Source organism: Brooklawnia propionicigenes (genome assembly GCF_030297015.1).
Taxonomy (GTDB): domain Bacteria; phylum Actinomycetota; class Actinomycetes; order Propionibacteriales; family Propionibacteriaceae; genus Brooklawnia; species Brooklawnia propionicigenes.
The window spans coordinates 1,626,202-1,647,353 of record NZ_AP028056.1; the positions used below are offsets into that span (position 1 = coordinate 1,626,202).

Here is a 21,152-nt window from a genome sequence, read left to right on the forward strand (position 1 = left end):
TTCTCCGGGGCTGCGGGCGCGACTGGTTGTGGTGCCTACTTAACCGCACCGGCCGTGAGGCCACGAACGAAGTAGCGCTGCATGATCAGGAAGACCGCGACCGGTATGACCATGGAGATGAACGCTCCCGCGCTCAGCAGGTACCAGGCCGAACCGCGGCTGCCCGACAGCTGCGAGATGTACACGGTCAGCGGCGCCACCCCGGAGCTGCCACCCAGGAAGACCATCGAGACCAGCAGGTCATTCCACGTCCAGAGGAACTGGAAGATGCCGTAGGCAACGATTGCCGGAGTAGCCAGCGGCAGCACGATACGCAGGAAGATCTGCACCGGGCCCGCACCGTCGATCGTCGCGGCTTCCACCAGCGACGGCGGCAGATCGCGGATCGAGTTGAACATCATGAAGACGGCCAAGGGCAGCCCGAAGATCGTGTGCGAGATCCAGACTGTCCAGTAGGTGCCGTCAATGCCGAGCGTGCCGTACATCTGCATCAGCGGCACCAGCGCCACCTGCAAAGGAACGACCTGAAGCGCGAAGACCGCGATGAACAGCCAGTCGCGTCCGGGGAACTGCAGCCACGAGAAGCCATAGGCAGCCAAGGCGGCCAGTGCCAGTGGAAACAGCGTGCTCGGGATCGTGATGACGAAGGAGTTCACGAAATAGTCGAGCATGGACGACGAGCCGCTGCCCGACAACGCCCTGACGTAGTTGTCCAGCGTGAAATCCGGATTGGTGATGACCGTCCACCAACCCGACCGGGTGATGTCGGCCTGCGGCCTGAATGAGGTGATCAGCAGGCCGATCGTCGGCACGGTCCAGACCGTTGCGATCAGGATCGCGATGGCGGTCGCCAACGGCGAGGTGGTCGCCCGCGTCGGATCATGCCGGCGCTTGCGTTTCGGCTGCTCCAAGCTGAGACTCTCGGTTGGAGGAATGACGAGCGCGCTCATCTAACTCACCTGCCTCAACTGTCGCACGTTGTACACGATGATCGGCGATACCAAGATGAACAGCAGCACAGCCAGCGCCGACCCCAATCCCGGCTGATTCTGGGTGAAGCTGGACGAGTAGAAGTCATTGGCCACCACCGAAGTACCGAAGTTGCCGCCGGTCATCGTCCGGACGATGTCGAAGACCTTCAGCGCAGCGATCGCGATCGTCGTCAGCACCATGATCAGCGAACTGCGGATACTCGGCAACGTGATGAAACGGAACAACGACCAGCCGGTGGCACCGTCGATCTTGGCCGCCTCGATGACCTCGTCGGGGATCGCCTTGATGGCCGCGGACAGCACCGTCATCGCGAATCCGGCCTGAATCCAGATCATGACGACGATCAGGAAGAGGTTGTTCCAGGGGCTCATGATCAAGAACTGCTTGGTTTCGAACCCGAATGATTTGAGCACCTGGTTGAGCAGCCCGATCTGCGGGGCCTGCGTGGGTTTGTATTCGTAGACGAACTTCCAGATCACCGATGCGCCCACCATGGAGATCGCCATCGGCAGGAAGATCAGGGTCTTGGCTATCGCTTCCACCGGTGTGCGGTCCACGATGATCGCATAGAGCAGGCCGATCGCGATCGCCAGCAGTGGGACGAGCAGCACCCACACCGCCGTGTTGATGATCGAGGTCCGCAGGTCGCCGCGGGTGAAGATCGCCACGTAGTTCGAGATCGAGACCGAACCGGTGCCGGCCAACCCCCGGAATGATTTCTCGATCGTCAGGATGGTCGGCCAGACCAATCCGACGGCGACCAGTGCGACCGTCGGCCCAACGAAGAAGATGGCCCGGACGCGATCGCCATGCCTGCCACGGGCCAGGCTTGCCGCGCCGAGCAGCAATGCAACGACCACCGCCAGCATGGCGATGGCCAAGATGAGCTGTATGAACTTATCTGCCACTTGTCTTGTCCTGTCCCCCTAGCGTGAATCGACGTTCCGGCGATCGGACCGGTGCGGCGCGAGATCGGCGCCCACCAGCCCGATCGCCGGTAGTCAGAAATCAATCAGGCAGGCCAGCTGCGCTCGACCTGATCGGTGACCTCCTGCGAGGTCACATCGGTGGTCGTCCAGTCGACCATGGCGGTCCAGAAGGTGCCGGCACCGACAGCGCTCGGCATCAGATCGGAACCATCGAAGCGGAACAGTGCGTGGTCGTCGGTCAGCAGTTCGACCGAGAGCTTGTCCACCTCGTTGGTCAGCAGGGCGGTGTCCAGCCCCGAGTTGGCGCTGACCGCACCACCGGCAGTGGTGGCACGAGCCCGCTCATTGGCCCAGTCGGCACTCGCGAGGTAGGTCTGGAAGGCCTGAACCTCGGGGCGGTCAGAGAAGGCGAGCGCGAAGTCGCCGCCGCCGATAATCGGCTTTGCGACATCGGGATCGACTGCAGGCAGGTAGAACGCCCAGATCGTCCCGTCGGGGCCGACCTCGGTGCCCTCAGGCCAGGAGTTCCCGTAGAAGGAGGCCTGACGATGCATGTAGCAGGTGCCATCGAGGATCGGCAGTCCGGCATCGGTGAAGGCCGTGGTCGAGATGGTCTTCCGGTCACCCAGGCCACCATTGACGTAGTTGTCGTCCCGCAGGATCTTGCCGGTGGTCTCGAAGGCGTTGACCACGGTGGCGTCGTTGAACGGGATCTCATGAGTGACCCACTTGTCGTAGGTCGGGCCGTCGGTGGTGCGGAGCATGACGTCTTCGATCCAGTCGGTGCCGACCCAGCCGGTCGCTGCACCATCGCCGAAGCCGACGCACCACGGCTTGGTCAAGCCGTCGTTGTGATCCGATGCGATCTTCGCGGTGAGGTCCATCATCTCGGCCCAGGTCGTGGGGACCTCGTAGCCGGCATCGGCGAAGGCCGTCGGCGAATACCAGACCAGCGACTTGACCGAGGCGCCTACGGGCGCGGCGTAGAAGGTGCCGTCGACCGTGCCGTAGGTCTTCCAGTCCTCACTGAAGTACCTGTCGACGTTGGCCTCGGTCTCGGCCGGCGCGGCTACCGCCCGGCCGCTGGCGACCAGCGTCTGGACGAGTCCGGGCTGCGGCACGAATGCGATGTCCGGGGCGTTGCCACCCTGCACCCGCAGCGAGACCTGCTCCGAGAATGCCTTGTCACCCTGATAGTCGATGGTGGCTCCGGTGCACTGCTCGAATGCCTGGAAGGACTCGATGTACGGGTCCGCCTCGGGCGAGACGATCGCGGTGTAGACGGAGACCGTCGTCCCCGACAGATCGCCGTAGGTGCTGAAGGCCGAACAGTCGACGGTTGCGGTGGAGTCGGATCCGCCGCCAGAATCGGAGCCGCAAGCGGCCAGGCCCATCGTGAGGACCAGGGCACTTGATATGGCGAGCGGACGAATGAATTTTCCTGACACCAGCATCTCCTCTGCGTTGAGTTGAGTGTTGCTTTCGTCTATCTACACATCCTGCTACTCAACAGCGCACGCCAAGGGATCAACTGGGGGAGAAACCCATAACGTTCCGGTAACTACGCCCGTCCCATCAGCGGCTCTCATGCATGAGATGGACCAGATCGCGGGCCAGCTGCGAGGTCATGATGTCGTCCACGAAACCGGGCAGTGCGATCCGCCAGTTCGGGTAGGCGTCCACCGTGCCGGGCATATTCGGCCGCTCGGCCACCATCGCGGCATCGTCGATATTGACCACGATGACGATGGAGTCGGCGTTCGACAGCATCCGGTAGCGGGCGATCACCGCCGCCTTGATGTCTTCGCTGGTCATCGATGCGCGATCGCGATCGGGGTCGATATGGGCGAGCTCGGCCAGGCTGCGGCGAGTGCGCTCGATCTGTGCCCAATCGGCGTTCTTGCCGATCCGCTTCAGGTCGGCCACATCGCTACCGGTCAGCAGGCCCGCCACACTCACCTGATCATGGGTGGAGCTGGTGCCCACACCGAGCGTCGGGAAGTCGTCGATGGGGGTCCGCATACCCGAACGGTTTCCCAGCATGCCGATATCGGCCATCGTCTCGCGCACGCCCGCGGCGACCGTGCCCATGTCCTCGCCGACGATCCAGGCGTCGGCCCGCATCGCCTCCAACCGCAGGATCGCGAGGTAGGCGTCCACGGCGTAGTAGACGTAGACACCATCTGCCGCGCCACCGGCGACCGGCACCCAGTAGAGCCGCCACAGCTGCATGACATGGTCCATCCGCAGGCTGCCGGCATAGGCCAAGGCGCTGTGCACCATCTCGATGAAGGGAGCGAAATCAGCCTGCACGACCGACTGCGGATTGAACGGCGGCAGACCCCAGCGCTGGCCCTCGGTGTTGTGCGAGTCGGGCGGGGCGCCGATCTCGAAGTTGAAGTTCAGTAGATCCTGGAAGGCCCAGGCATCCGCGCTGCCGGCGTCGAAGCCGACCGCCAGATCGGCGATGACGTCCACGCCGTAGCTGCAGGCCTCCTGGTACTGCACGGAGGCGACCCACTGGGCCCAGACATGGAAGCGGATCCGCTCGGCATGCTCGCGGGCGAACTGGGCAACACCGGGCGAGTCGGGCCGGTGCAACTGCTCGGGCCACTTGTGCCAGTCGCTGTCCTGCTGGGTCTCCACGATCGTCGACCAGATCGCGAACCGCTGCAGTTGAAGACCGTGCTGATCACGCCAGGCCTCGAACTCGACATTGGGCTCGTCCTTCACCTGCTCGAAAATCCGCTCGAGCGCCTCGATCTTCAGTGCCCAGATCGCATCGCGGTCGATGAGACGCTCGTTGTTGAGCGCGCGACCCCTGGCGTCGAGATCGGACAGGTTGACCCGCTCGGCACCGAACGCCCGGCCGGGTGCGACATGCAACAGGTTCAAGAAGAGCCGGGATGCCGGCGAGTAGGGCGAGGGCTGCGGAGATGACAGCGGCGCGATGGCATGCACGGGTGAGACCTGAACGCAAGAGGCGCCCTGGGCAGCGGCGATTCGGCAAATCAGGCCGAGATCGCGGAAATCGCCGATACCCCAGGAACGCCGTGTCCGGGTGGCGTAGAGCTGTATCTGCCAACCCCAGCCGCGCTCGGGAACCTTGAGCCGCTCCGGGGCTGCGATGACGAAGCGCCGTACGCCCTCGCGGGTGTAAAGGATGTGATAGCCGGGGACGTCGACCACCCCGTGCACCTGGACATTGAAGCCATCCTCCAGAATCAAGGTGCCGAAGAGCTCTGGATGCCAGGATCCCGGCGTGCAGACGATCGGCTCGCCGGTGCCCGCCAGACTGGATGGTTCGGGGAAGCTGTCGCTGACCAGTTGGAGTGTCTCGGTGGGGGTATCCACCCAATGGCCGGCTGTGCTCTGATAGCCGAAGGAGACACCCAGGGGCGCCAGCTTACTGATCAGTTTTTCGCGGTCCGCGCCGATGGCGGCATACATCTGAGTCAATGCGCTCATGATCTCGAGTCTTTCGCTTGATGGACTGCAGACCATTGTGCCGCCCGGTCAAAGGTTTCAGCAGCCGCCTCGCGGAGCGGACACCTAGGGCGCGGATACTCACAGCAGCCACCCGGTTGCGCAGTCACCTGGAAAGTCCGGGCCGATGGTACACAGCCGACGGCATCCCAATGCCGGGCCGCGCCTGCAGTCCCGTTCCTTAGACTATGCGCATGCCGATGCTGTTCGTCGATCTCGACAATACGATCTCTGACCGAGCGTCCTCTTTCCGCCGCTGGGCTCACACATATCTGACCGATCGCTTTGGGAGAGCTGATGAACAGTTGATCTCGGCGATGGTGGTCGCCGACGGCGACGGGCTCCGCCACAAGCCCGAGGTGGCCGCAGACCTCGCTCGGCTACTTGATCTGACGCCGGCCGAGCAGGCGGAGATCATCGTGGTGCTGAGGGCCGGCACACTGGACGAGCTGCAGCCGACGCCGGGCATCATCGAATCCCTGGACGCGGCCCGGGCCGCCGGATTCGAGCCGTTCATCGTGACGAACGGGCGCCCGTCGCAGCAGGAGGGCAAGATCGCCAAGCTCGGTTTGGCCGATCATGTGGCCGGCATGGTGGTCAGCGAGGCTGTTGGGGTGGCCAAGCCCGATCCGGAGATCTTCCGCATCGCTGCTCGTCAGGCCGGCGGCAGCCTTGATGACGGATGGATGGTGGGGGATTCGGCCGAGGCCGACATCCGCGGCGCCGTGGCGTCCGGATTGAGATCGGTCTGGTTGCGCAGGGGACGTGAGTACCCGACCGGCATGCCGGACCCTACCCATGTCGCTGATTCGTTCGTCGAGGCAGTGGGGCTGGTGCTGAGCGACGGCGCCTCGGCCCTGTGATCGGGAGGTCTACGCGCCGTGGCCCGGGTCGGCTTCATCGCTGACCTGGGCCACGTGGTCTGGTTCTTGGCTGTGATGGCCTACCTGCTGACCGTCAGGCCGCCTTGCGGACCGGACGAACGGCCGGACGATTCGCGACCACCTGACGGTAGGCATCAAGGACCTGCTCTACGCTCGGAGGCACCACGGTGACCTTCGGACGCCCGACCGGCTCCCCGCGGCGAGCCTTGCGCAGGTGACGCTTGACTGTCGACAATGAGCAGCCGAGTTGCTGGGCGATCGACTCGAGGGAAGCCGTGGGATCGGCGCGGCGCAGCCGCAGCACCTCGTCATGGTCGACCTGATGCGCCGGGCTGGCTCCGGCATAGCTGTCGAGATTCTCCGGCTCGACGTGGATGCCCAAGATCTTGCGCATCTCCAGGCGCTGCCGTTGTGTCGTGCCGGCGCAGAAACCGGCGACATCGTGCTGCACGATTGCGCGGTACAGGCAATCGACCATCACCGGGCAATCCAGACAGAGGTTCTCCGCCCTGTGCAGCAGGGAAGCTTGGAGGCGACGCTCGGCTGCGGTCTGTGCCTTGGCCGGATCGTCCAGGAGCGCGTTTTGGAACAAATCATCGTTCTCGACACAGGCCAATAGGCCGTCGCGGGTGTTGGTGATCGTCATCGCTGTCTCTTCTGCTCACCGCGCCGGTGTGGGGTTACCAGCGGTTTACGGTATAACCAGACTTTCAGGGATTACCGATCGATCGACAGCGTGCAGCTACTGTTTTGAAGCTAGGTCTGGGTACGCGCACTGAACTGAGTATCGGTACCTAGTTGTGAGTTAATTCACCGATAGCTCGTTGCCCCCAACGCTCTCGGGGGTTACCCTAATCCATCCCGGGGTCAACGGCCTTTGGCAGCAGGATCCCCCGAATGCAGCAGCCGATCGCTCACCGTGCCGATGATCTGGTCCACCGGTTTGTGAATGACTAGGTCAGCCTGGGAATCCATCGGTGTGCGCGTGAGATTGATCAGGGCGAGTCTGCGTCCGGGATAGTACTGCAACAGGCCCGCGGCCGGATAGACGGCCAGTGAGGTTCCGCCGACGATCAGCACATCTGCGCGGTTGATCGCATCAATCGAGGCCTCTACGGTCGCCGTATCCAGAGCCTCGCCGTAGAGCACGACATCGGGACGCACGATCGCCCCGCACTGCGGGCAGATCGGCACGACCGGTCGGGCGGGGATCTCGCTCAGGCTGTAGAAGTGGTGGGCCCGCCCCAAGCAGTGGTTCCGCTCGACCGAACCGTGCAACTCGTAGACGGTCTTGGAGCCGGCCTTCTGGTGCAGGCCATCGATGTTCTGGGTGATCACTGCCGCCAGATGTCCGGCGGCTTCGAGTTCGGCCAGTCCCGTGTGGGTGCGGTTGGGCTTGGCGTCGGGATGCACCAGATTGGCGCGGTAGAACTCGAAGAACTCTTCCGGTTCGTCGACCAGGCAGTCGTGGCTCAGCATGTATTCGGGCGAGCGGCCGTTACCCTGTTGGGCGGAGTAGAGGCCCGCCGCCGAGCGAAAATCGGGAATCCCGGAGGCCGTGGAGACGCCTGCACCGCCGAAGAAGACGGCCGAGTGGGCGCTGCTGAGCCAGTCGGTGAGGGTTTTGATGGGGTCCGAAGTGTTCGCAGTCACACTTCGAATTTAGTCCTGCGACTACCGAAAGCGGCGAGTGGGTGATCACGGGCCCTTTTGTCATGGCAATTGGCGCCAACAGCCATGACAGCAGGGGTTTGCGCAGGATAAATTGAAGGCGCACACGTTCACCTTCACCGCCAAAGCTGCCATGGGAACCCTGCCTGCAACGGCGCCCAGTTTTTCGGAGGATCTATGACCAAGCCCGAGATCTTGCAGATCGGCCCCTACCCGGAATGGGATCAGGTACCGCTCGAAGAGTCTTTCGTGGTGCACAAGTACTTCGAGGCCCCCGACAAGGCAGCGCTGCTGGCCGAGGTAGGCCCGAAGATTCGCGCTGTCGTTACTCGCGGGGAACTCGGCGCGAGCACGGAGCTCATTGCCGCGCTGCCCAACTTGGAGATCATTTGCATCTCCGGAGTCGGATTCGACGCCGTTGACCTGGACGCCTGCCGTGCTCGTGGCATCCGCGTCACCAATACTCCTGGTGTGCTGACCGACGACGTGGCCGACCTGGGTGTTGCCCTGGCACTTGCCCAGGCGCGCGGCATCGTCGGTGCAGAGGCCTGGGCCCGCAGCGGCAACTGGGCCGCCAAGGGCTTCTACCCGCTGCAGCGCAAGGTGACCGGAAAGAAGGCGGGCGTTCTGGGTCTTGGACGCATCGGCTTCGAGGTCGCCAAGCGGTTGGCCGGCTTCAACATGGACATCGCCTACAGCGACATCTCGGCGAAGGACTACGCACCCGACTGGGAGTTCATCGCCGATCCGGTGGCCTTGGCCGAGCGTTCCGAGTTCTTCTTCGTGACCTTGGCCGCTTCCGCCGAGACTCGTCACATCGTGAACAAGGACGTCATCGAGGCGGTCGGTCCCGATGGCGTGCTCATCAATGTGTCGCGCGCCTCCAATGTGGACGAGGAAGCGCTGCTGGATGCGCTCGAGTCCGGCAAGCTCGGCTCGGCCGCACTGGACGTCTTCGACAACGAGCCCAACATCAACCCGCGCTTCCTGGTCTTGGATAATGTCCTGCTGCAGCCACACCAGGCGTCCGGGACCGTGGAGACCCGCAAGGCAATGGGGCAGCTGATGCGCGACAACCTGACCGCCTACTTCGCCGGCCAGGACCTCCCCACCCCGGTCATCTGACCGCCGTCCGTCGCGCCGCGCCGCGCGCGCTACGGCACACGCGTTACACCTTCCCGCGCCCGAAATCCGAAGATGCGCCCGATATATCGGGCGCGGATCCAGATTCGGGGCGCGGGAACAGCGTCGGGGCGGTAGAACGGGGGCGGGGTTAGTCGACGCCGAATTCCATGGCGGCCCGGTCGAGGGCGGCTTCTTCGTCCGAGGTGGGGCGTGAGGCCGCCATCGTGCGTGCCGCCAGGCCCGGTTCGAGTTCGCCGATGAGCTGCTGGGTGTCTCCACCGCCGAGCTGACCCTGCTGCAGGTACTGTTCCAGCTTGCCGCGCGAATCGGTGATGTCGAGGTTGCGCATGGTGAGCTGGCCGATGCGGTCCAGGGGACCGAATGCCGAGTCCTCGACGCGTTCCATCGACAGCCGCTCGGGCTGGTAGCTGAAGTTCGGGCCATCGGTCGCCAGGATCGTGTAATCGTCCCCGCGGCGCAGCCGCAGGGTGACCTCACCGGTGACCACCGAGGCCACCCAGCGCTGAAGCGACTCGCGGATCATCAGCGACTGCGGGTCGAACCAGCGGCCCTCGTAGAGCAGCCGGCCGAGGCGCCGGCCTTCGTTGTGGTAGTTGGCCAGCGTGTCCTCGTTGTGGATCGCATTCAGCAGCCGTTCGTAGCAGATGAACAGCAGTGCCATCCCGGGAGCCTCGTAGATCCCGCGGCTCTTGGCCTCGATGATGCGGTTCTCGATCTGGTCGCTCATGCCCAGGCCGTGCCGCCCGCCGATTTCGTTGGCCTTCATGACCAACGCCACCTTGTCGTCGAAATGCTCACCGTTGATGGCGACCGGGTAGCCCTGATCGAAGGTCACGGTGATGACCTCGGGCTCGATCTCGACGGCGGGGTCCCAGAACTTCACGCCCATGATCGGTTCGACCGACTCCATCGAGACGTCCAGGCTCTCGAGAGTCTTGGCCTCGTGGGTGGCGCCCCAGATATTCGCGTCGGTGGAGTACGCCTTCTCCTTGGAGTCGCGGTACGGCAGACCACGTTCGGTGAGCCACTGGCTCATCTCGTCGCGTCCGCCCAGCTCGGCGACGAAATCGGTGTCGAGCCACGGCTTGTAGATGCGCAGCTGGGGATTGGCCATCAGGCCGTAGCGGTAGAACCGCTCGATGTCGTTGCCCTTGTAGGTCGACCCGTCGCCCCAGATCGAGACATCGTCCTGAGCCATCGCCTGCACCAGCATGGTGCCGGTGACCGCTCGGCCGATCGGGGTGGTGTTGAAGTAGTGCTTGCCCGCCGAGACGATGTGGAACGCGCCGCACTGCAGGGCGAGCAGGCCTTGTTCCACCAAGGACGCCCGGCAGTCCACCAGGCGCGAGATCTCGGAGCCGTAGGCCAACGCGCGGCCGGGCACCGAATCGATGTCGGGCTCGTCGTACTGGCCGATGTTGGCGGTGTAGGTGCAGGGGATCGCACCTTTCTCGCGCATCCACGCCACCGCAACGGAGGTATCGAGGCCGCCCGAGAAGGCGATGCCGACGCGTTCGCCGGCGGGAAGTGAAGTCAGGACCTTGGACACAGAGACAAGGATAACTGAAAGTTATGCCGCATGGAAACCGCAGACCACCGTGCGAGAACAGATGACTATTCGTGGCGACGCATAGTTATGCGTCCGGCTGGCGATCCGGGGAGTCCGTCGAGCGGTCGTTCAGATCATCGGCTCAGGCGGTCAGGATCACCTTGCCGATGATGTCGCCGGACGCGAGCAACCGGTGCGCTTCCTCGGCGTCGGGAAGCGGGACGCGAGTCTCGGGCGCCAGGCCGATCTGGCCCGAGGCGACCATCGGCCAGACCCGCTCGGCCACCTGCTGACAGATCGCCGCCTTCTGGGCTGCCGGACGCCCCCGCAGGCTGGTTGCCGTGATCGTGCCGCGCTTGTTGAGCAGCTTGGCGATGTTCAGCTCGGCCTTGGTGCCCTTCTGCATGCCGATGATGACCAGGCGTCCGTCGTCGCGCAGCGCTGAGAGGTTGTCGGCCAGGTACTTGGCGCCGATGATGTCGAGAATGACGTCCACCCCGCGGTCCGAGGTGGCCATCATCAGCTGGGTCAGCCAGTCGTCGGAATAGTCGATGACGATCTCGGCGCCCAGTTTGCGGCAGTGCGCGAGCTTGGCCGCCGACGCCGTGGTCGCCACGTGAGCGCCCAGCGCCCGCGCGTACTGGATGGCGAAGGTCCCGATGCCTCCGGCGCCGCCGTGCACCAAGAACCATTCGCCGCTGTTGAGGTGGACCCGGTCGAGGTTCGACAGCACGGTCGCCGCCACCTCGATGAGTCCGGCAGCGCTGATCAGATCGATCCCGGTGGGCGGGCGGATCGCCTGACCTGCCGGCACCACGACCTGCTCGGCATAGCCACCACCGGAAAGCAATGCAACCGCCTGGTCGCCGATCTGCCAGTCCTCAACGCCTTCGCCGATCTCGTCGATCACGCCGGAGCACTCCAGCCCCAAGATCTCGGACGCGCCGGCCGGCGGCGGATAGAACCCCTGCCGTTGCAGCAGGTCCGCCCGGTTGACACCGACCGCGGTGGTGCGGATGCGCACCTCACCTCGTCCGGGGTGCAGATCGGGCACCTCGGTCCAGCGCATCTTCTCCGGTCCGCCGAAACCATCGAGTGTGATCGCATGCATATCCCCAGCCTGCCATCTGAGCCGGGGCGCGTGGTGGGCTACCATGGTTTTGCCTCGGGCGAGATCGCATAGTGGACGAGTGCAGCCGCCTTGAAAGCGGCCGAGGGAAACCTCCGTGGGTTCGAATCCCACTCTCGCCGCCCTACCCAGCCACGCGGGCGCGCAGCGGAAGGAGACACCCTCCATGACTCAAGCCGCTTCTGGCAGCGAGCACACCAGCCACTATGCCCTGAAACCACGCAATCCAGTGCGGGCCTGGGCCATTGCGGCCTGCCTGTTGATCGCCGGCGTCGTGGCGCTGTGGACGGGATTGGCCGGTGAGGCCGCCAACGTGGCGCTCGTGGTGATCGGCGCCGTGCTGGCGGTGGCCGGACTCGGGCTCGGGATCGCCGCCCTCACCTTCGTGTCCAATCGGACCCTCTATGTGGTGCTGAGCCCCGACGGGTTCGAGGTGAGTGGGCCCGGCTATCACAAGTCCGGTGCCTGGATCGACGTGGACTCGGTTTCGGCCACCCCCGATGGCGCCCGGCTGGTGATCGGCCAGGGACATATCGAGCGCACCTTCATTCAGGCGCCCGGCGGCATCGCGGACGATCAGATGAAGGCGCTCACTGCCGACCTGTCGTCCCGGTTGGCCAATCACGGTCGCTGAATACGAGGTCGCTGAATACGAGACAGGAAACTGGATGCGCTCGGCTTGCGACGGCAGGTTCTGGCCCGAGGCTGCCGCAGCCAAGGCATAGAGGCCGGCTGCAGGTCCCAGCCACGTGGCCCGGCCCCGGGTGATTCGGCCGGTCGGGTGATCACCCGACCGGGGTGGTCAGCGGCTGGTCTCGGCGGGTTCGGATTCCGGCGGAGTGTAGACCGGGACGGTGTCGGGGATGTACCAGTCGCCTTCGGGCTCTTGATGCTGGTAGGCGCAGGCATCGGCGATGTCCTCCGCCTGACCGCTGGTGTTCCCGGTCGCGGTATCGGTCGGTTGCTCGGTGACCGGCGCCTCGGCGCCCGTCGGTTCCGTGGTCGGAGTCTCGGGCTGCGGCGCGTTCTTGGCCTCGGCCTGCTCCTGAGTGGAGGTGATCGCAGCCGCGATCTCCTCCTGCATTCGGTTGAAATCGGGGTAGGCGGAGCTGTACCAGCCGGTGCCGTCGTCCACGAACGAGATGCGGTTCACCACGCCACTGCGCTGGACACGTCCGGCGAGATCAACGATCGCCGACAGATGCTCCTGCGGGATGTCGGTGGAGACCATCTCGCCGGCCGCTTGGGCAATGTCCTCGTAGCGGGTCAGCATCGTCGCTGGATCGGCCTGGTCAATCACGGCCCTCACCAGGCAGGACTGGCGTTGCATGCGTCCGTAGTCGGCACCGGGAGAGTTGCAGCGGCTGCGCGCATACCACATAGCGTCGGTGCCATTGAGAAGTTGGCTCGGGCCCTCGGGTATCCAACCGCTCTCGCCGCAGTTGTAGTCCGCCGTGCTGCCGCCCTTGGCGATCGGGTAGTTCACATTGAGGGTAACGCCACCCATCGCGTCGATGAGGTTTACCAATCCGTCGATATTCACCAGGACGAAATAGTCGACCTTCTGGGCGGTGACGCCTTCGAAGGCCCATTTCAACGCATCCGCGCCGGGGTAGTCGGTATTCTCGAACAACTCGGGGTACATTGCGGGGGCGTCTTGCCAGACCGAGCTGAGGTAGGCATCTGAGCCGTCGTCGAAGCCGTACGGAAAGACCGAGGCGAGCGGCGAGTCTGCGGCGAATATCGGGTACTGCAGGTTGCGCGGCAACTGGATGAGCAGGGTCGCACCGGTCTTGGTGTCGATCGAGGCCATCATCATGGTGTCGGTTCTGACACCGAGATCGGTCTCGCGTCCCGCACCGGAGTCGCCGCCGAGCAGCAGAATGTTGACCCGTTCCTTGTCGGCCCAGGGATCGCTCTTCTCGAGGGTGGGACGGGTCTGTGACTGAGAGGTGTCTTCCGAGCCGAACAGGTCGTTGGACAATCGCGCGGTCTCGAACGAGTACGCCGATGCGACAGCGAGCGGGGCGCTCACGACGAAGGTGAGCAGCCCAACCACCACACCACCGATGGTGCGCTGCCTGGCGGTCATCCGACGCGGGCGCGAGATCAGGTACGTGCCGATGATGATCGCGATCCAGATCGCGGCGACCGCGATCAGGGCGAAGGCGATCGTCCGCATCCAACCGGTTTGCAGGGCGCTTCCGGCCGCGAGCAGGGGATTGCGCAGCACCATGACCCCGAGCACCACGGCTGCGGCAACGATCAAGGTGAGCAGTAGCACACCGAGCCGGTGAGCGCGGGTGCCGAGCATGCCGAGACCGGGGACGATCGTGCTGCCGATGGTACGGATGATGGCCCCGCGGAAGCGCCGGTCCGGCTTGGGCGCCGACGTCGTGGGTGCGGACGAAGTCCGTGGCGGCGGGGCACCGGTGGCACCGTAAGTGCCGCCAGCTCGCTGGGGGGTGTCGCCGGCCAGGTCGTCCGAACCGGGAGTTCGCAAGTCCCCAGCGATGTAGGCGTCGCGTTGAACGCGCTGCGCACCTTGGGCTGAGGGGGCTGTTGCGGGGTCGACACCACGTCGAGCGTGCCCGTAGGCGTCCCCCGGCTGACTCTCCACAGGCTTGGTCTCGGCGGGATCCCGCGCTTCTTCGGAATATCCGCGTCGTGCTGGGGTTGCCCGCCGGCCGTCGTCACTCGGCAGCGGCAAGATCAGACTTCCCTTCTTGCTGAGGGTTCGTGCACATAACCTTATCGAAGGGTAACCCGCCCCAGGAAGATGGACATCCCACCAGAGGCCGAAACCTCAGCCGGACGCGTACCCGTCTGGGCTTGCCGAAGTCGGCTACGACCGGCTCTTTGCGGAAGCGTTCGGTTGTCGCTAGCCTTGGACAGTCGCCTGGATGGAGCGTGTGCGTCCAGAAGGCTTGGAGGTGTCGCCTAGTCCGGTCTATGGCGCCCGCCTGCTAAGCGGGTTTGGGGCTCAACCCCATCGCGGGTTCAAATCCCGCCACCTCCGCCGTGATGTTGCAGGACATCGCAATAGCCCCGAATCTACGGCTCGTAGGTTCGGGGCTACTTGCTTTCGGGGCGGTGGGTTCGGATGGTCGGCTGGTGGCCGGCAGTCGAGGTTGAGTCCGATGATGCTCCCGGAGGATCTGCCCGGGTCGGCCATTGGCCATCGGTGGCGGCAGCATTTGGGTCTAGTGCCGGCCGTGCGCTAAAGTAACTAATCGCGTAAGCGCCCAGCACTCGTAGCTTAATGGATAGAGCATCTGACTACGGATCAGAAGGTTGGGGGTTCGAGTCCCTCCGAGTGCGCCAGTCGAAGTGAGAGCTCTCAGCCGGGGAACCGGCCGGGGGCTCTTCTTTCTGCTTCTTTTCTGCTTTTCGCCTCGGCGCCCCCGGACTGAGACCGCGCAGGCGGCGCTTTGATAACTGTTATCATTCCCATCGGATGTTCAACCCCGCACCACACGTGCCAGACACCAGAACCGAGCAAATGATGCATCTGCACCGTTCCCGCGGACCTGCCGCGGCACTCGCACTCGCCGCATGTTCGCCGGCCGGCAGCGGCTCTTCACCGGCCTCCACCCCGACATCAACAGGATCGTGCCCGACGACTCCGCTGGATGTCGTCGTGAGCGTCGACCAGTGGGGCGACATCGTCCAGGATCTCGGCGGCGACTGCGCAACCGTGCACATCGTCCTGGCAAGTTCCTCGGTCGATCCCCACGACTACGAGCCGACCTCAGCCGATGCGGTCGTTTTCGACACCGCGCAGCTGGTCGTGGTCAACGGCGCCGACTACGACCTGTGGGCTTCCGATCTGGCCTCGAATGCCGCCTCTTCGCCCGCGGTGGTCGACGCCGGCAGGTCGTCGGCGCCGCCGAGGGCGCGAATCCGCGCCTGTGGTATTCGCCGCGGTATGTGAGCGATGTCGCCCAGGCCGTCACCGACGAGCTGTCGACGCTGTCGCCCGACGCTGGCGACTACTTCGCCGAGCAGCACACGGCCTGGACGCAGGACATGCAGGATTACCAGAATCTGATCGCCACGCTGAAGGCCGGCGCCAACGGGCGGAACTACGCCGCAACCGAGAGCATCTTCGACTACATGGCCCAAGCGGTCGGCCTGACCGATGCCACACCGGAGGGCTTTGCGCGGGCCGCTGCGAACGAATCCGATCCGACACCGACCGACATCGCTGCGTTCGAAACCGCAGTGACACAAGGTCAGATCGACGTGCTGATCTACAAGAACACGCAGACCGACCGAGAATGAGCCGGCCGCGGAGCACGCCTCTGAGGCCGGGCCGGCCGCCGAGCGCACAACGGAGGACGAGCCGGCCGTCGCGCTGGACGACGTCAGCGTCGTCCGCGACGACCGGCTCATCTGGTCACAGGGCACCTTCACGATTCCGGCCGGGACTCTCACCGCGGTGATCGGCCCGAACGGCTCGGGCAAGACCACTCTGTTGGAGGTGCTGCTGGGGCTGCTGCCGGTAGCGAGTGGCACGGTGCGGATCCTTGGGCAGCTGCCGGGTGAGACCGACGCGATCGCCTACGTGCCTCAGGACTGCACCGCCGCCGCCGGCAGCGCCCTGTGCGCACGCGACATGGTCGCCCTGGGCCTGACCGGCACCAGCTGGGGGTTCCGCCGCACCACCGCTGCGCAGTGGAAGCGGATCGAGGAGACGATGCGCGCCGTCGATGCCTTCGACATGATCGACCATCGGCTCGCGACGTTGTCGGGCGGGCAGCGGCAGCGCGTCGCCATCGCTCAGGCGCTGGTCAGCGAGCCGAAACTGCTGCTGTTGGACGAGCCGCTGGCGAATCTCGACCTTCGCAACCAGCGCGAGGTGATCTCGCTGCTCGACCGGCTCAACAGCACCCTCGGAGTCACCATCATCATGGTGGCCCACGACCTCAACCCTCTGCTTCGCGTGCTCGACGGAGCGGTGTACCTCCTGGACGGCCACGCGCACTACGACACGCTCAACGGCGTCGTCGACGATGCGCTGCTCACGCACCTGTACGGCACCCCTCTGCACGTCGTCCGCACCGTTCAAGGCGACCTGTTCGTCCGAGGAGAGTGAACACCATCATGGAATCGATCTTCGTGTGCCTTGAGTTCCAGACCGACTGGTGGCAGGTGATGACATCGTCCTTCATGCGCAACGCCTTGATCGGAGGCACGCTCGTGGCGATCGCCGCCGGGGTGATCGGTTACTTCGTCGTCGTCCGTGGCACTGCCTTCGCCGCGCATGCGCTGGCCCACATCGGCCTGCCGGGCGCCACCGGGGCCGTACTGCTCGGGCTGCCGGTCACGCTCGGGTTGGCAGTCTTCTGCGTCGGCGGCGCGATCGTGATCGGTGCACTCGGACGCCGCGCGGGGGATCGTGAAGTCGCGACGGGCACCGTGCTCGCTTTCGCCGTCGGCCTCGGCCTCTACTTCTCCTCGCAGGCCACCCGCAGCTCGTCCACGATGACCAACGTGCTGTTCGGCAACCTGCTGGCGATCTCGCCGCAGGAACTCATCGTGTTTGCGGCATTCCTCGTCGGAGTCGTTGCCGTCGTCTGTGCCGTCTTCCGACCGCTGCTGTTCGCCTCGGTGAACGAGCGGGTCGCGCGCTCCCGCAGGGTTCCGGTGCGGGCCCTTTCGGTGCTGTTCATGGTGCTGCTCGGTCTGGTCGTGACCATGTCGGTGCAGGTGGTGGGCACTCTGCTGCTGTTCGCGCTCGTCGTCACCCCGGCGGCGACCGCCATCATGCTCACCCCGCGGCCCGGCCGGGCGATCGCGCTCGCTCTGGTGCTCAATCTGCTGTCGGTGTGGGCGGGGCTGGTCGTGGCCACCATGTTCAGCCTGCCGCCGAGCTTCTGCATCGTCACCATCGCCTGCACGATCTGGCTGGTGGTCCGCCTCACCGGACGCTCACGTCAGGTACAGCTCTAGCCGCTCACCGGCCCGGCGCCAGGCGCGGTGCCGACGCTGCGAGTGGCCTCTGTGGCCTCTGCGATCAGCGGGGCGCGAGGAACGTACCCCGGCAAGGCTCAGCCGACCAGATACTCCAGCACACCGCGTGCCTCGATCATCGCCGGCCCGTACCAGAACAGGGCCCGTCCCGGCACCGGCACCGTGCGTGTTCCCGCAGGAAACGCCTCGGGCCCGTCGTCCGGGCCGAACGGATAGGGCTCGTCGGGCAGCAGCACCGCATCCACGCCACCTCCGGCAGCGAGGATGTCCGCCACCTCGGCGTGCGGATAGCGTCCCGCGCCGTCGGCTGCGGCGTTCGCCCAGCCCAGCCGCTGCACGAGATCGTCCGCATAGGTCTGGCGACCCACCCAGATCCACGGATCACGCCAGATCGGCACCGCGACGCGCAGCCCCGGACGAGCCGCCGGCGCGTCCCAAACTTCGCGTGCCCGCGCAAGCCAGGCCGGCTGCTCGGCCAGCCCGAGAGCATCCCCGAAGAGCCGTCCCAGACTGCTGAACGCCTCGTCCACGCTGTCGATCTTCGTGACCCAGACCTCGGTCCCCGATGCTCGCAACCGCTCGACATCGAGCTTGCGGTTCTCCTCCTCGTTGGCGATCACCAGATCGGGCGCCAGCGCCCGGATCCTCGCAAGATCGGGATTCTTCGTCCCGCGGACCCGTTCAACCGCCAGATCGGCGGGATGGGTGCACCAGTCGGTGGCCCCCACCAGCACACCGGGCACGGTCGCGGCGATCGCTTCGGTGAGCGACGGCACCAGGCTGACCACACGGCGCGGCGATCGCGGCAGCTCCACCGGGGCGCCCAGGTCGTCGAGCATCGTGCTCAGGTCACTTGGCGGGTCGTTTGGGGAGCAGGTCGGGACGCTGGCTCGCCAGCAGCCGCTGAGTCCACCAGCCTTCGAGTACCTCGGGGGTGATGCCCAGCCAGTCGATCATCTTGGTGAACGACTTGCTGGTGAGGAACGCTCCCGAGATCTCCTCGACCCGGTCACCGAGCTTGAGCACCGCAACCGAGTAGCTGTAGCCCCATTGTTTGCGGTTGTAGACGGCGACTTTCTTGAGCCCGGTCACGTCGATCTTGCGGACGCCGATCCGCAGCAGGTCTGCCTGTCCGCGCACGAATCCGCTCACCGGCTGCACGAGGACGAAGAATCCGGGCACCGCCCAGACCAGCGCGGGCCAGCCGTCGCCGCGCGACAGCCAGGCAAGCGAGAGCAGCACCAGCGCACCCAAGACCATGCCGAGCGAAATCACCGGGGATGGCAGTAGTAGGAGCTTCGGTCGTGGTGCGCGATCACGCTTCCTTGCCATCGGATCTCATGCCTTCCCGTCGTCAGCCATCACCGGCTGATGGCCCTGCTGTCTCAGATCGTAGGCGTTCATCGGAATGCCCCGGGCACAGGTACCGCCCTGCGGCGCTGTTGCGGCACGCGGGGCGGGGCACCGTCAGGAGCGCTGCAGCACCTCGGCGCGGCATGCTGCCAGAAGTGGCTGGGGATCGGCCTCTCGTCCGGTCATCAGCCGGATCTGGTCGATCGCCTGGCCCACCAGCAGATCCAGTCCGTCCAGCGAGGTCACTGCGGCGGCCCGCGCCGCCCGGTCGAAGGCGGACGGGTAGTTGTTGTAGACCACTTCGAACACCGTGCGCGCCTGGGCGACCAGGGCCGCTGCCACGTCATCGGCCAACTCGACCGGCACCGTCGAGATCAGCAGATCCGCGCGCGGCCCCCAGCTTTCGGGCAGCTGTGCGGCCTGCCCGTAGGGCTGCACCTCGAAGGTGATGCCCGCCAGCGCCGCGACATCGTCCAAGCTCGCGTGCGCCCGTTCGGCGCTTCGGGCGCAGACCACGATCTCACCGACGCCGAGCTTGCCGAGCGCCCAGAATGCGCTGCGTGCGGTCGCGCCGTTTCCGATCACCACTGCCGTGGCGGCCGACTGGACGCCGGCCCGGCCCAGGGCGGCGACCAGTCCTGTGACATCGGTGTTGTAGACGCGGTTCGGGGCGCCGTCGCGTCCGAAGATGATGGTGTTGCCCGATTGCAGCGCTTCCGCGATCGGATCGGCGACCCCGTACGACAGCAGCGCCTTCTTGTTGGGCGCGGTCACCGACAGCCCTACCCATTCGGGTCCGAGCGCAGCGATGAAATCGCCGAGCGTGTCTGGCGTCACCTCGAACGCGTCGTAGCTGAACTGGTCGGCGATGCCCAGGCAGGCATAGGCGGTGCGGTGCAGCAACGGCGACAGCGAATGTGCGATCGGGCTGCCGATCACGGCGCATCGGCGCATCGGTGACTCCTCGTCCCAGATGAATTGCGGATAGGTTGACTCTATGAGCAGCGAATCGGTCGTCAACCCGTTCCGTCCTGAGTTGTGGGACGAGGTGGCCGGCTTCGAGTTCACCGATATCACCTACCACCGGGCCAAGGACGTGCCGGCGGTGCGGATCGCTTTCGACCGCCCGGAGGTGCGCAACGCCTTCCGCCCGCACACGGTGGACGAGTTGTTGCTCGCCTTCGAGCATGCCCGCCAGTCGGCAGATGTCGGCTGCGTGCTGCTGACCGGCAACGGCCCGAGCCCCAAGGACGGCGGCTGGGCGTTCTGCAGCGGCGGCGACCAGCGGATCCGGGGCAAGGCCGGATACCAGTACGCGTCCGGCACCGATGCGAGCACCATCGATCGCGCCCGGGCGGGGCGGCTGCACATCCTCGAGGTGCAGCGGCTCATCCGGTTCATGCCGAAACCGGTGATCGCGCTGGTCAGCGGCTGGGCGGCCGGTGGCGGTCACAGCCTGCACGTGGTCTGCGATCTGTCGTTGGCCTCCGAAGAGTTCGCGAAGTTCAAGCAGACCGATGCCGATGTCGCCTCGTTCGACGGCGGCTACGGTTCGGCCTATCTGGCTCGGCAGGTGGGTCAGAAGTTCGCCCGCGAGATCTTCTTCCTGGCCGATACCTACTCCGCGGCCGACGCCTACCGGATGGGCATGGTCAACAAGGTCGTCCCGCACGCGCAACTCGAGGACGAGGGGCTGGCCTGGGCGGCGAAGATCTGCGGCAAGTCGCCGACTGCCCAGCGGATGCTGAAGTACGCCTTCAATCTCGCCGATGACGGGTTGATGGGCCAGCAGCTGTTCGCCGGTGAGGCGACCCGGCTCGCGTACATGAGCGATGAGGCGGTGGAGGGCCGTGACTCGTTCCTGAACAAGCGCCCGCCCGATTGGTCCGACTACCCCTATTACTACTGAGCGCCAGCGCGGGCCTTCAGACGTGGAGCGCGAGAAGCCCAAGCTACTGGTCAGAGTTGGGTCGGGTTATCCGCAGGCCAGACAACCCAACCCAAGATCGGCGAACCAGGTCCGACCCGGGTGTTCA

The 21,152-nt window shown here is 65.4% G+C and carries 20 protein-coding genes and 3 tRNA genes; 11 read left to right on the forward strand and 12 right to left on the reverse strand.

All coding sequences use genetic code 11. The annotated features are described in order from the left end of the window. Positions 1–35: 35 nt before the first annotated feature. The 4 genes from QUE25_RS07315 to malQ form a co-directional block, all read right to left on the reverse strand. Entirely contained in the window at positions 36–950 is a 915-nt protein-coding gene (locus QUE25_RS07315; protein WP_286263558.1) for a carbohydrate ABC transporter permease, read from the reverse strand. Next, positions 951–1,901: a carbohydrate ABC transporter permease gene (locus tag QUE25_RS07320; protein ID WP_286263559.1), complete on the reverse strand. Its 951-nt coding sequence runs from the start codon at positions 1,899–1,901 to the stop codon at positions 951–953. Positions 1,902–2,005: 104 nt separating this feature from the next. Then, positions 2,006–3,376, reverse strand: coding sequence for an ABC transporter substrate-binding protein (locus QUE25_RS07325; RefSeq protein ID WP_425332692.1), 1,371 nt, complete (start codon positions 3,374–3,376; stop codon positions 2,006–2,008). A gap of 121 nt (positions 3,377–3,497) precedes the next feature. Next, entirely contained in the window at positions 3,498–5,390 is a 1,893-nt protein-coding gene (malQ, locus tag QUE25_RS07330) for a 4-alpha-glucanotransferase (protein ID WP_286263563.1), read from the reverse strand. A gap of 212 nt (positions 5,391–5,602) precedes the next feature. Between malQ and QUE25_RS07335 the strand changes: the two genes are divergently transcribed. Then, positions 5,603–6,271, forward strand: coding sequence for an HAD family hydrolase (locus QUE25_RS07335; protein WP_286263565.1), 669 nt, complete (start codon positions 5,603–5,605; stop codon positions 6,269–6,271). Between the two features lie 94 nt (positions 6,272–6,365). Here QUE25_RS07335 and QUE25_RS07340 read toward each other — a convergent pair whose 3' ends face one another. Together QUE25_RS07340 and QUE25_RS07345 are read right to left on the reverse strand one after the other, a co-directional pair. Continuing rightward, positions 6,366–6,938 carry a WhiB family transcriptional regulator gene (locus QUE25_RS07340; protein ID WP_286263568.1) on the reverse strand — a complete coding sequence of 191 codons (573 nt, stop codon included), beginning with the start codon at positions 6,936–6,938 and terminating at the stop codon, positions 6,366–6,368. Positions 6,939–7,159: 221 nt separating this feature from the next. After that, positions 7,160–7,945, reverse strand: a complete 786-nt coding sequence (locus QUE25_RS07345; protein WP_286263571.1) for an NAD-dependent protein deacylase — start codon at positions 7,943–7,945, stop codon at positions 7,160–7,162. A gap of 195 nt (positions 7,946–8,140) precedes the next feature. Between QUE25_RS07345 and QUE25_RS07350 the strand changes: the two genes are divergently transcribed. Then, positions 8,141–9,088 (forward strand): 2-hydroxyacid dehydrogenase, encoded by a 948-nt coding sequence (locus QUE25_RS07350; protein WP_286263574.1) that lies wholly within the window; start codon positions 8,141–8,143, stop codon positions 9,086–9,088. A 148-nt stretch (positions 9,089–9,236) separates the two neighbouring features. Here the strand turns inward: QUE25_RS07350 and argG are convergent, their stop codons facing one another. Together argG and QUE25_RS07360 are read right to left on the reverse strand one after the other, a co-directional pair. Then, complete coding sequence (gene argG / locus QUE25_RS07355) at positions 9,237–10,670, reverse strand: argininosuccinate synthase (RefSeq protein ID WP_286268515.1); 1,434 nt, start codon at positions 10,668–10,670, stop codon at positions 9,237–9,239. A gap of 130 nt (positions 10,671–10,800) precedes the next feature. Then, a complete protein-coding gene (locus tag QUE25_RS07360; protein ID WP_286263575.1) occupies positions 10,801–11,769 on the reverse strand; it encodes an NAD(P)H-quinone oxidoreductase in 969 nt (322 codons plus the stop codon). A gap of 57 nt (positions 11,770–11,826) precedes the next feature. Between QUE25_RS07360 and QUE25_RS07365 the strand changes: the two genes are divergently transcribed. Both QUE25_RS07365 and QUE25_RS07370 read left to right on the forward strand, forming a co-directional pair. Further along, positions 11,827–11,909: transfer RNA gene (locus tag QUE25_RS07365), tRNA-Ser, on the forward strand. 44 nt (positions 11,910–11,953) lie between these two features. Continuing rightward, positions 11,954–12,421 carry a hypothetical protein gene (locus QUE25_RS07370; RefSeq protein WP_286263576.1) on the forward strand — a complete coding sequence of 156 codons (468 nt, stop codon included), beginning with the start codon at positions 11,954–11,956 and terminating at the stop codon, positions 12,419–12,421. A gap of 168 nt (positions 12,422–12,589) precedes the next feature. Here the strand turns inward: QUE25_RS07370 and QUE25_RS07375 are convergent, their stop codons facing one another. Further along, complete coding sequence (locus QUE25_RS07375; protein ID WP_286263579.1) at positions 12,590–14,407, reverse strand: LCP family protein; 1,818 nt, start codon at positions 14,405–14,407, stop codon at positions 12,590–12,592. 309 nt (positions 14,408–14,716) lie between these two features. Between QUE25_RS07375 and QUE25_RS07380 the strand changes: the two genes are divergently transcribed. From QUE25_RS07380 to QUE25_RS07405, 6 genes are all read left to right on the forward strand, one after another. Beyond that, positions 14,717–14,806, forward strand: a tRNA-Ser gene (locus QUE25_RS07380). A gap of 229 nt (positions 14,807–15,035) precedes the next feature. Then, positions 15,036–15,111 (forward strand) — tRNA-Arg (locus tag QUE25_RS07385). 316 nt (positions 15,112–15,427) lie between these two features. Then, positions 15,428–15,721 (forward strand): metal ABC transporter solute-binding protein, Zn/Mn family, encoded by a 294-nt coding sequence (locus tag QUE25_RS07390; protein ID WP_286263580.1) that lies wholly within the window; start codon positions 15,428–15,430, stop codon positions 15,719–15,721. Then, positions 15,718–16,071, forward strand: coding sequence for a metal ABC transporter solute-binding protein, Zn/Mn family (locus QUE25_RS07395; protein WP_286263582.1), 354 nt, complete (start codon positions 15,718–15,720; stop codon positions 16,069–16,071). Before QUE25_RS07390 ends, QUE25_RS07395 begins: the two co-directional genes overlap by 4 nt. A 133-nt stretch (positions 16,072–16,204) precedes the next feature. Then, positions 16,205–16,885 carry a metal ABC transporter ATP-binding protein gene (locus QUE25_RS07400; RefSeq protein WP_286268516.1) on the forward strand — a complete coding sequence of 227 codons (681 nt, stop codon included), beginning with the start codon at positions 16,205–16,207 and terminating at the stop codon, positions 16,883–16,885. Continuing rightward, positions 16,882–17,742: a metal ABC transporter permease gene (locus tag QUE25_RS07405; protein ID WP_286263584.1), complete on the forward strand. Its 861-nt coding sequence runs from the start codon at positions 16,882–16,884 to the stop codon at positions 17,740–17,742. Before QUE25_RS07400 ends, QUE25_RS07405 begins: the two co-directional genes overlap by 4 nt. A gap of 98 nt (positions 17,743–17,840) precedes the next feature. Here QUE25_RS07405 and QUE25_RS07410 read toward each other — a convergent pair whose 3' ends face one another. The 3 genes from QUE25_RS07410 to QUE25_RS07420 all read right to left on the reverse strand — a co-directional run bounded on the left by QUE25_RS07410 (position 17,841) and on the right by QUE25_RS07420 (position 20,070). After that, positions 17,841–18,602, reverse strand: coding sequence for a helical backbone metal receptor (locus tag QUE25_RS07410; protein WP_286263586.1), 762 nt, complete (start codon positions 18,600–18,602; stop codon positions 17,841–17,843). 10 nt (positions 18,603–18,612) lie between these two features. Further along, entirely contained in the window at positions 18,613–19,095 is a 483-nt protein-coding gene (locus tag QUE25_RS07415; protein ID WP_286263588.1) for a hypothetical protein, read from the reverse strand. Positions 19,096–19,230: 135 nt separating this feature from the next. Beyond that, positions 19,231–20,070 carry a shikimate dehydrogenase family protein gene (locus tag QUE25_RS07420; protein ID WP_286263589.1) on the reverse strand — a complete coding sequence of 280 codons (840 nt, stop codon included), beginning with the start codon at positions 20,068–20,070 and terminating at the stop codon, positions 19,231–19,233. Positions 20,071–20,113: 43 nt separating this feature from the next. Between QUE25_RS07420 and QUE25_RS07425 the strand changes: the two genes are divergently transcribed. Beyond that, positions 20,114–21,025, forward strand: a complete 912-nt coding sequence (locus tag QUE25_RS07425; RefSeq protein ID WP_286263592.1) for a 1,4-dihydroxy-2-naphthoyl-CoA synthase — start codon at positions 20,114–20,116, stop codon at positions 21,023–21,025. The last annotated feature ends 127 nt before the right edge of the window (positions 21,026–21,152 follow it).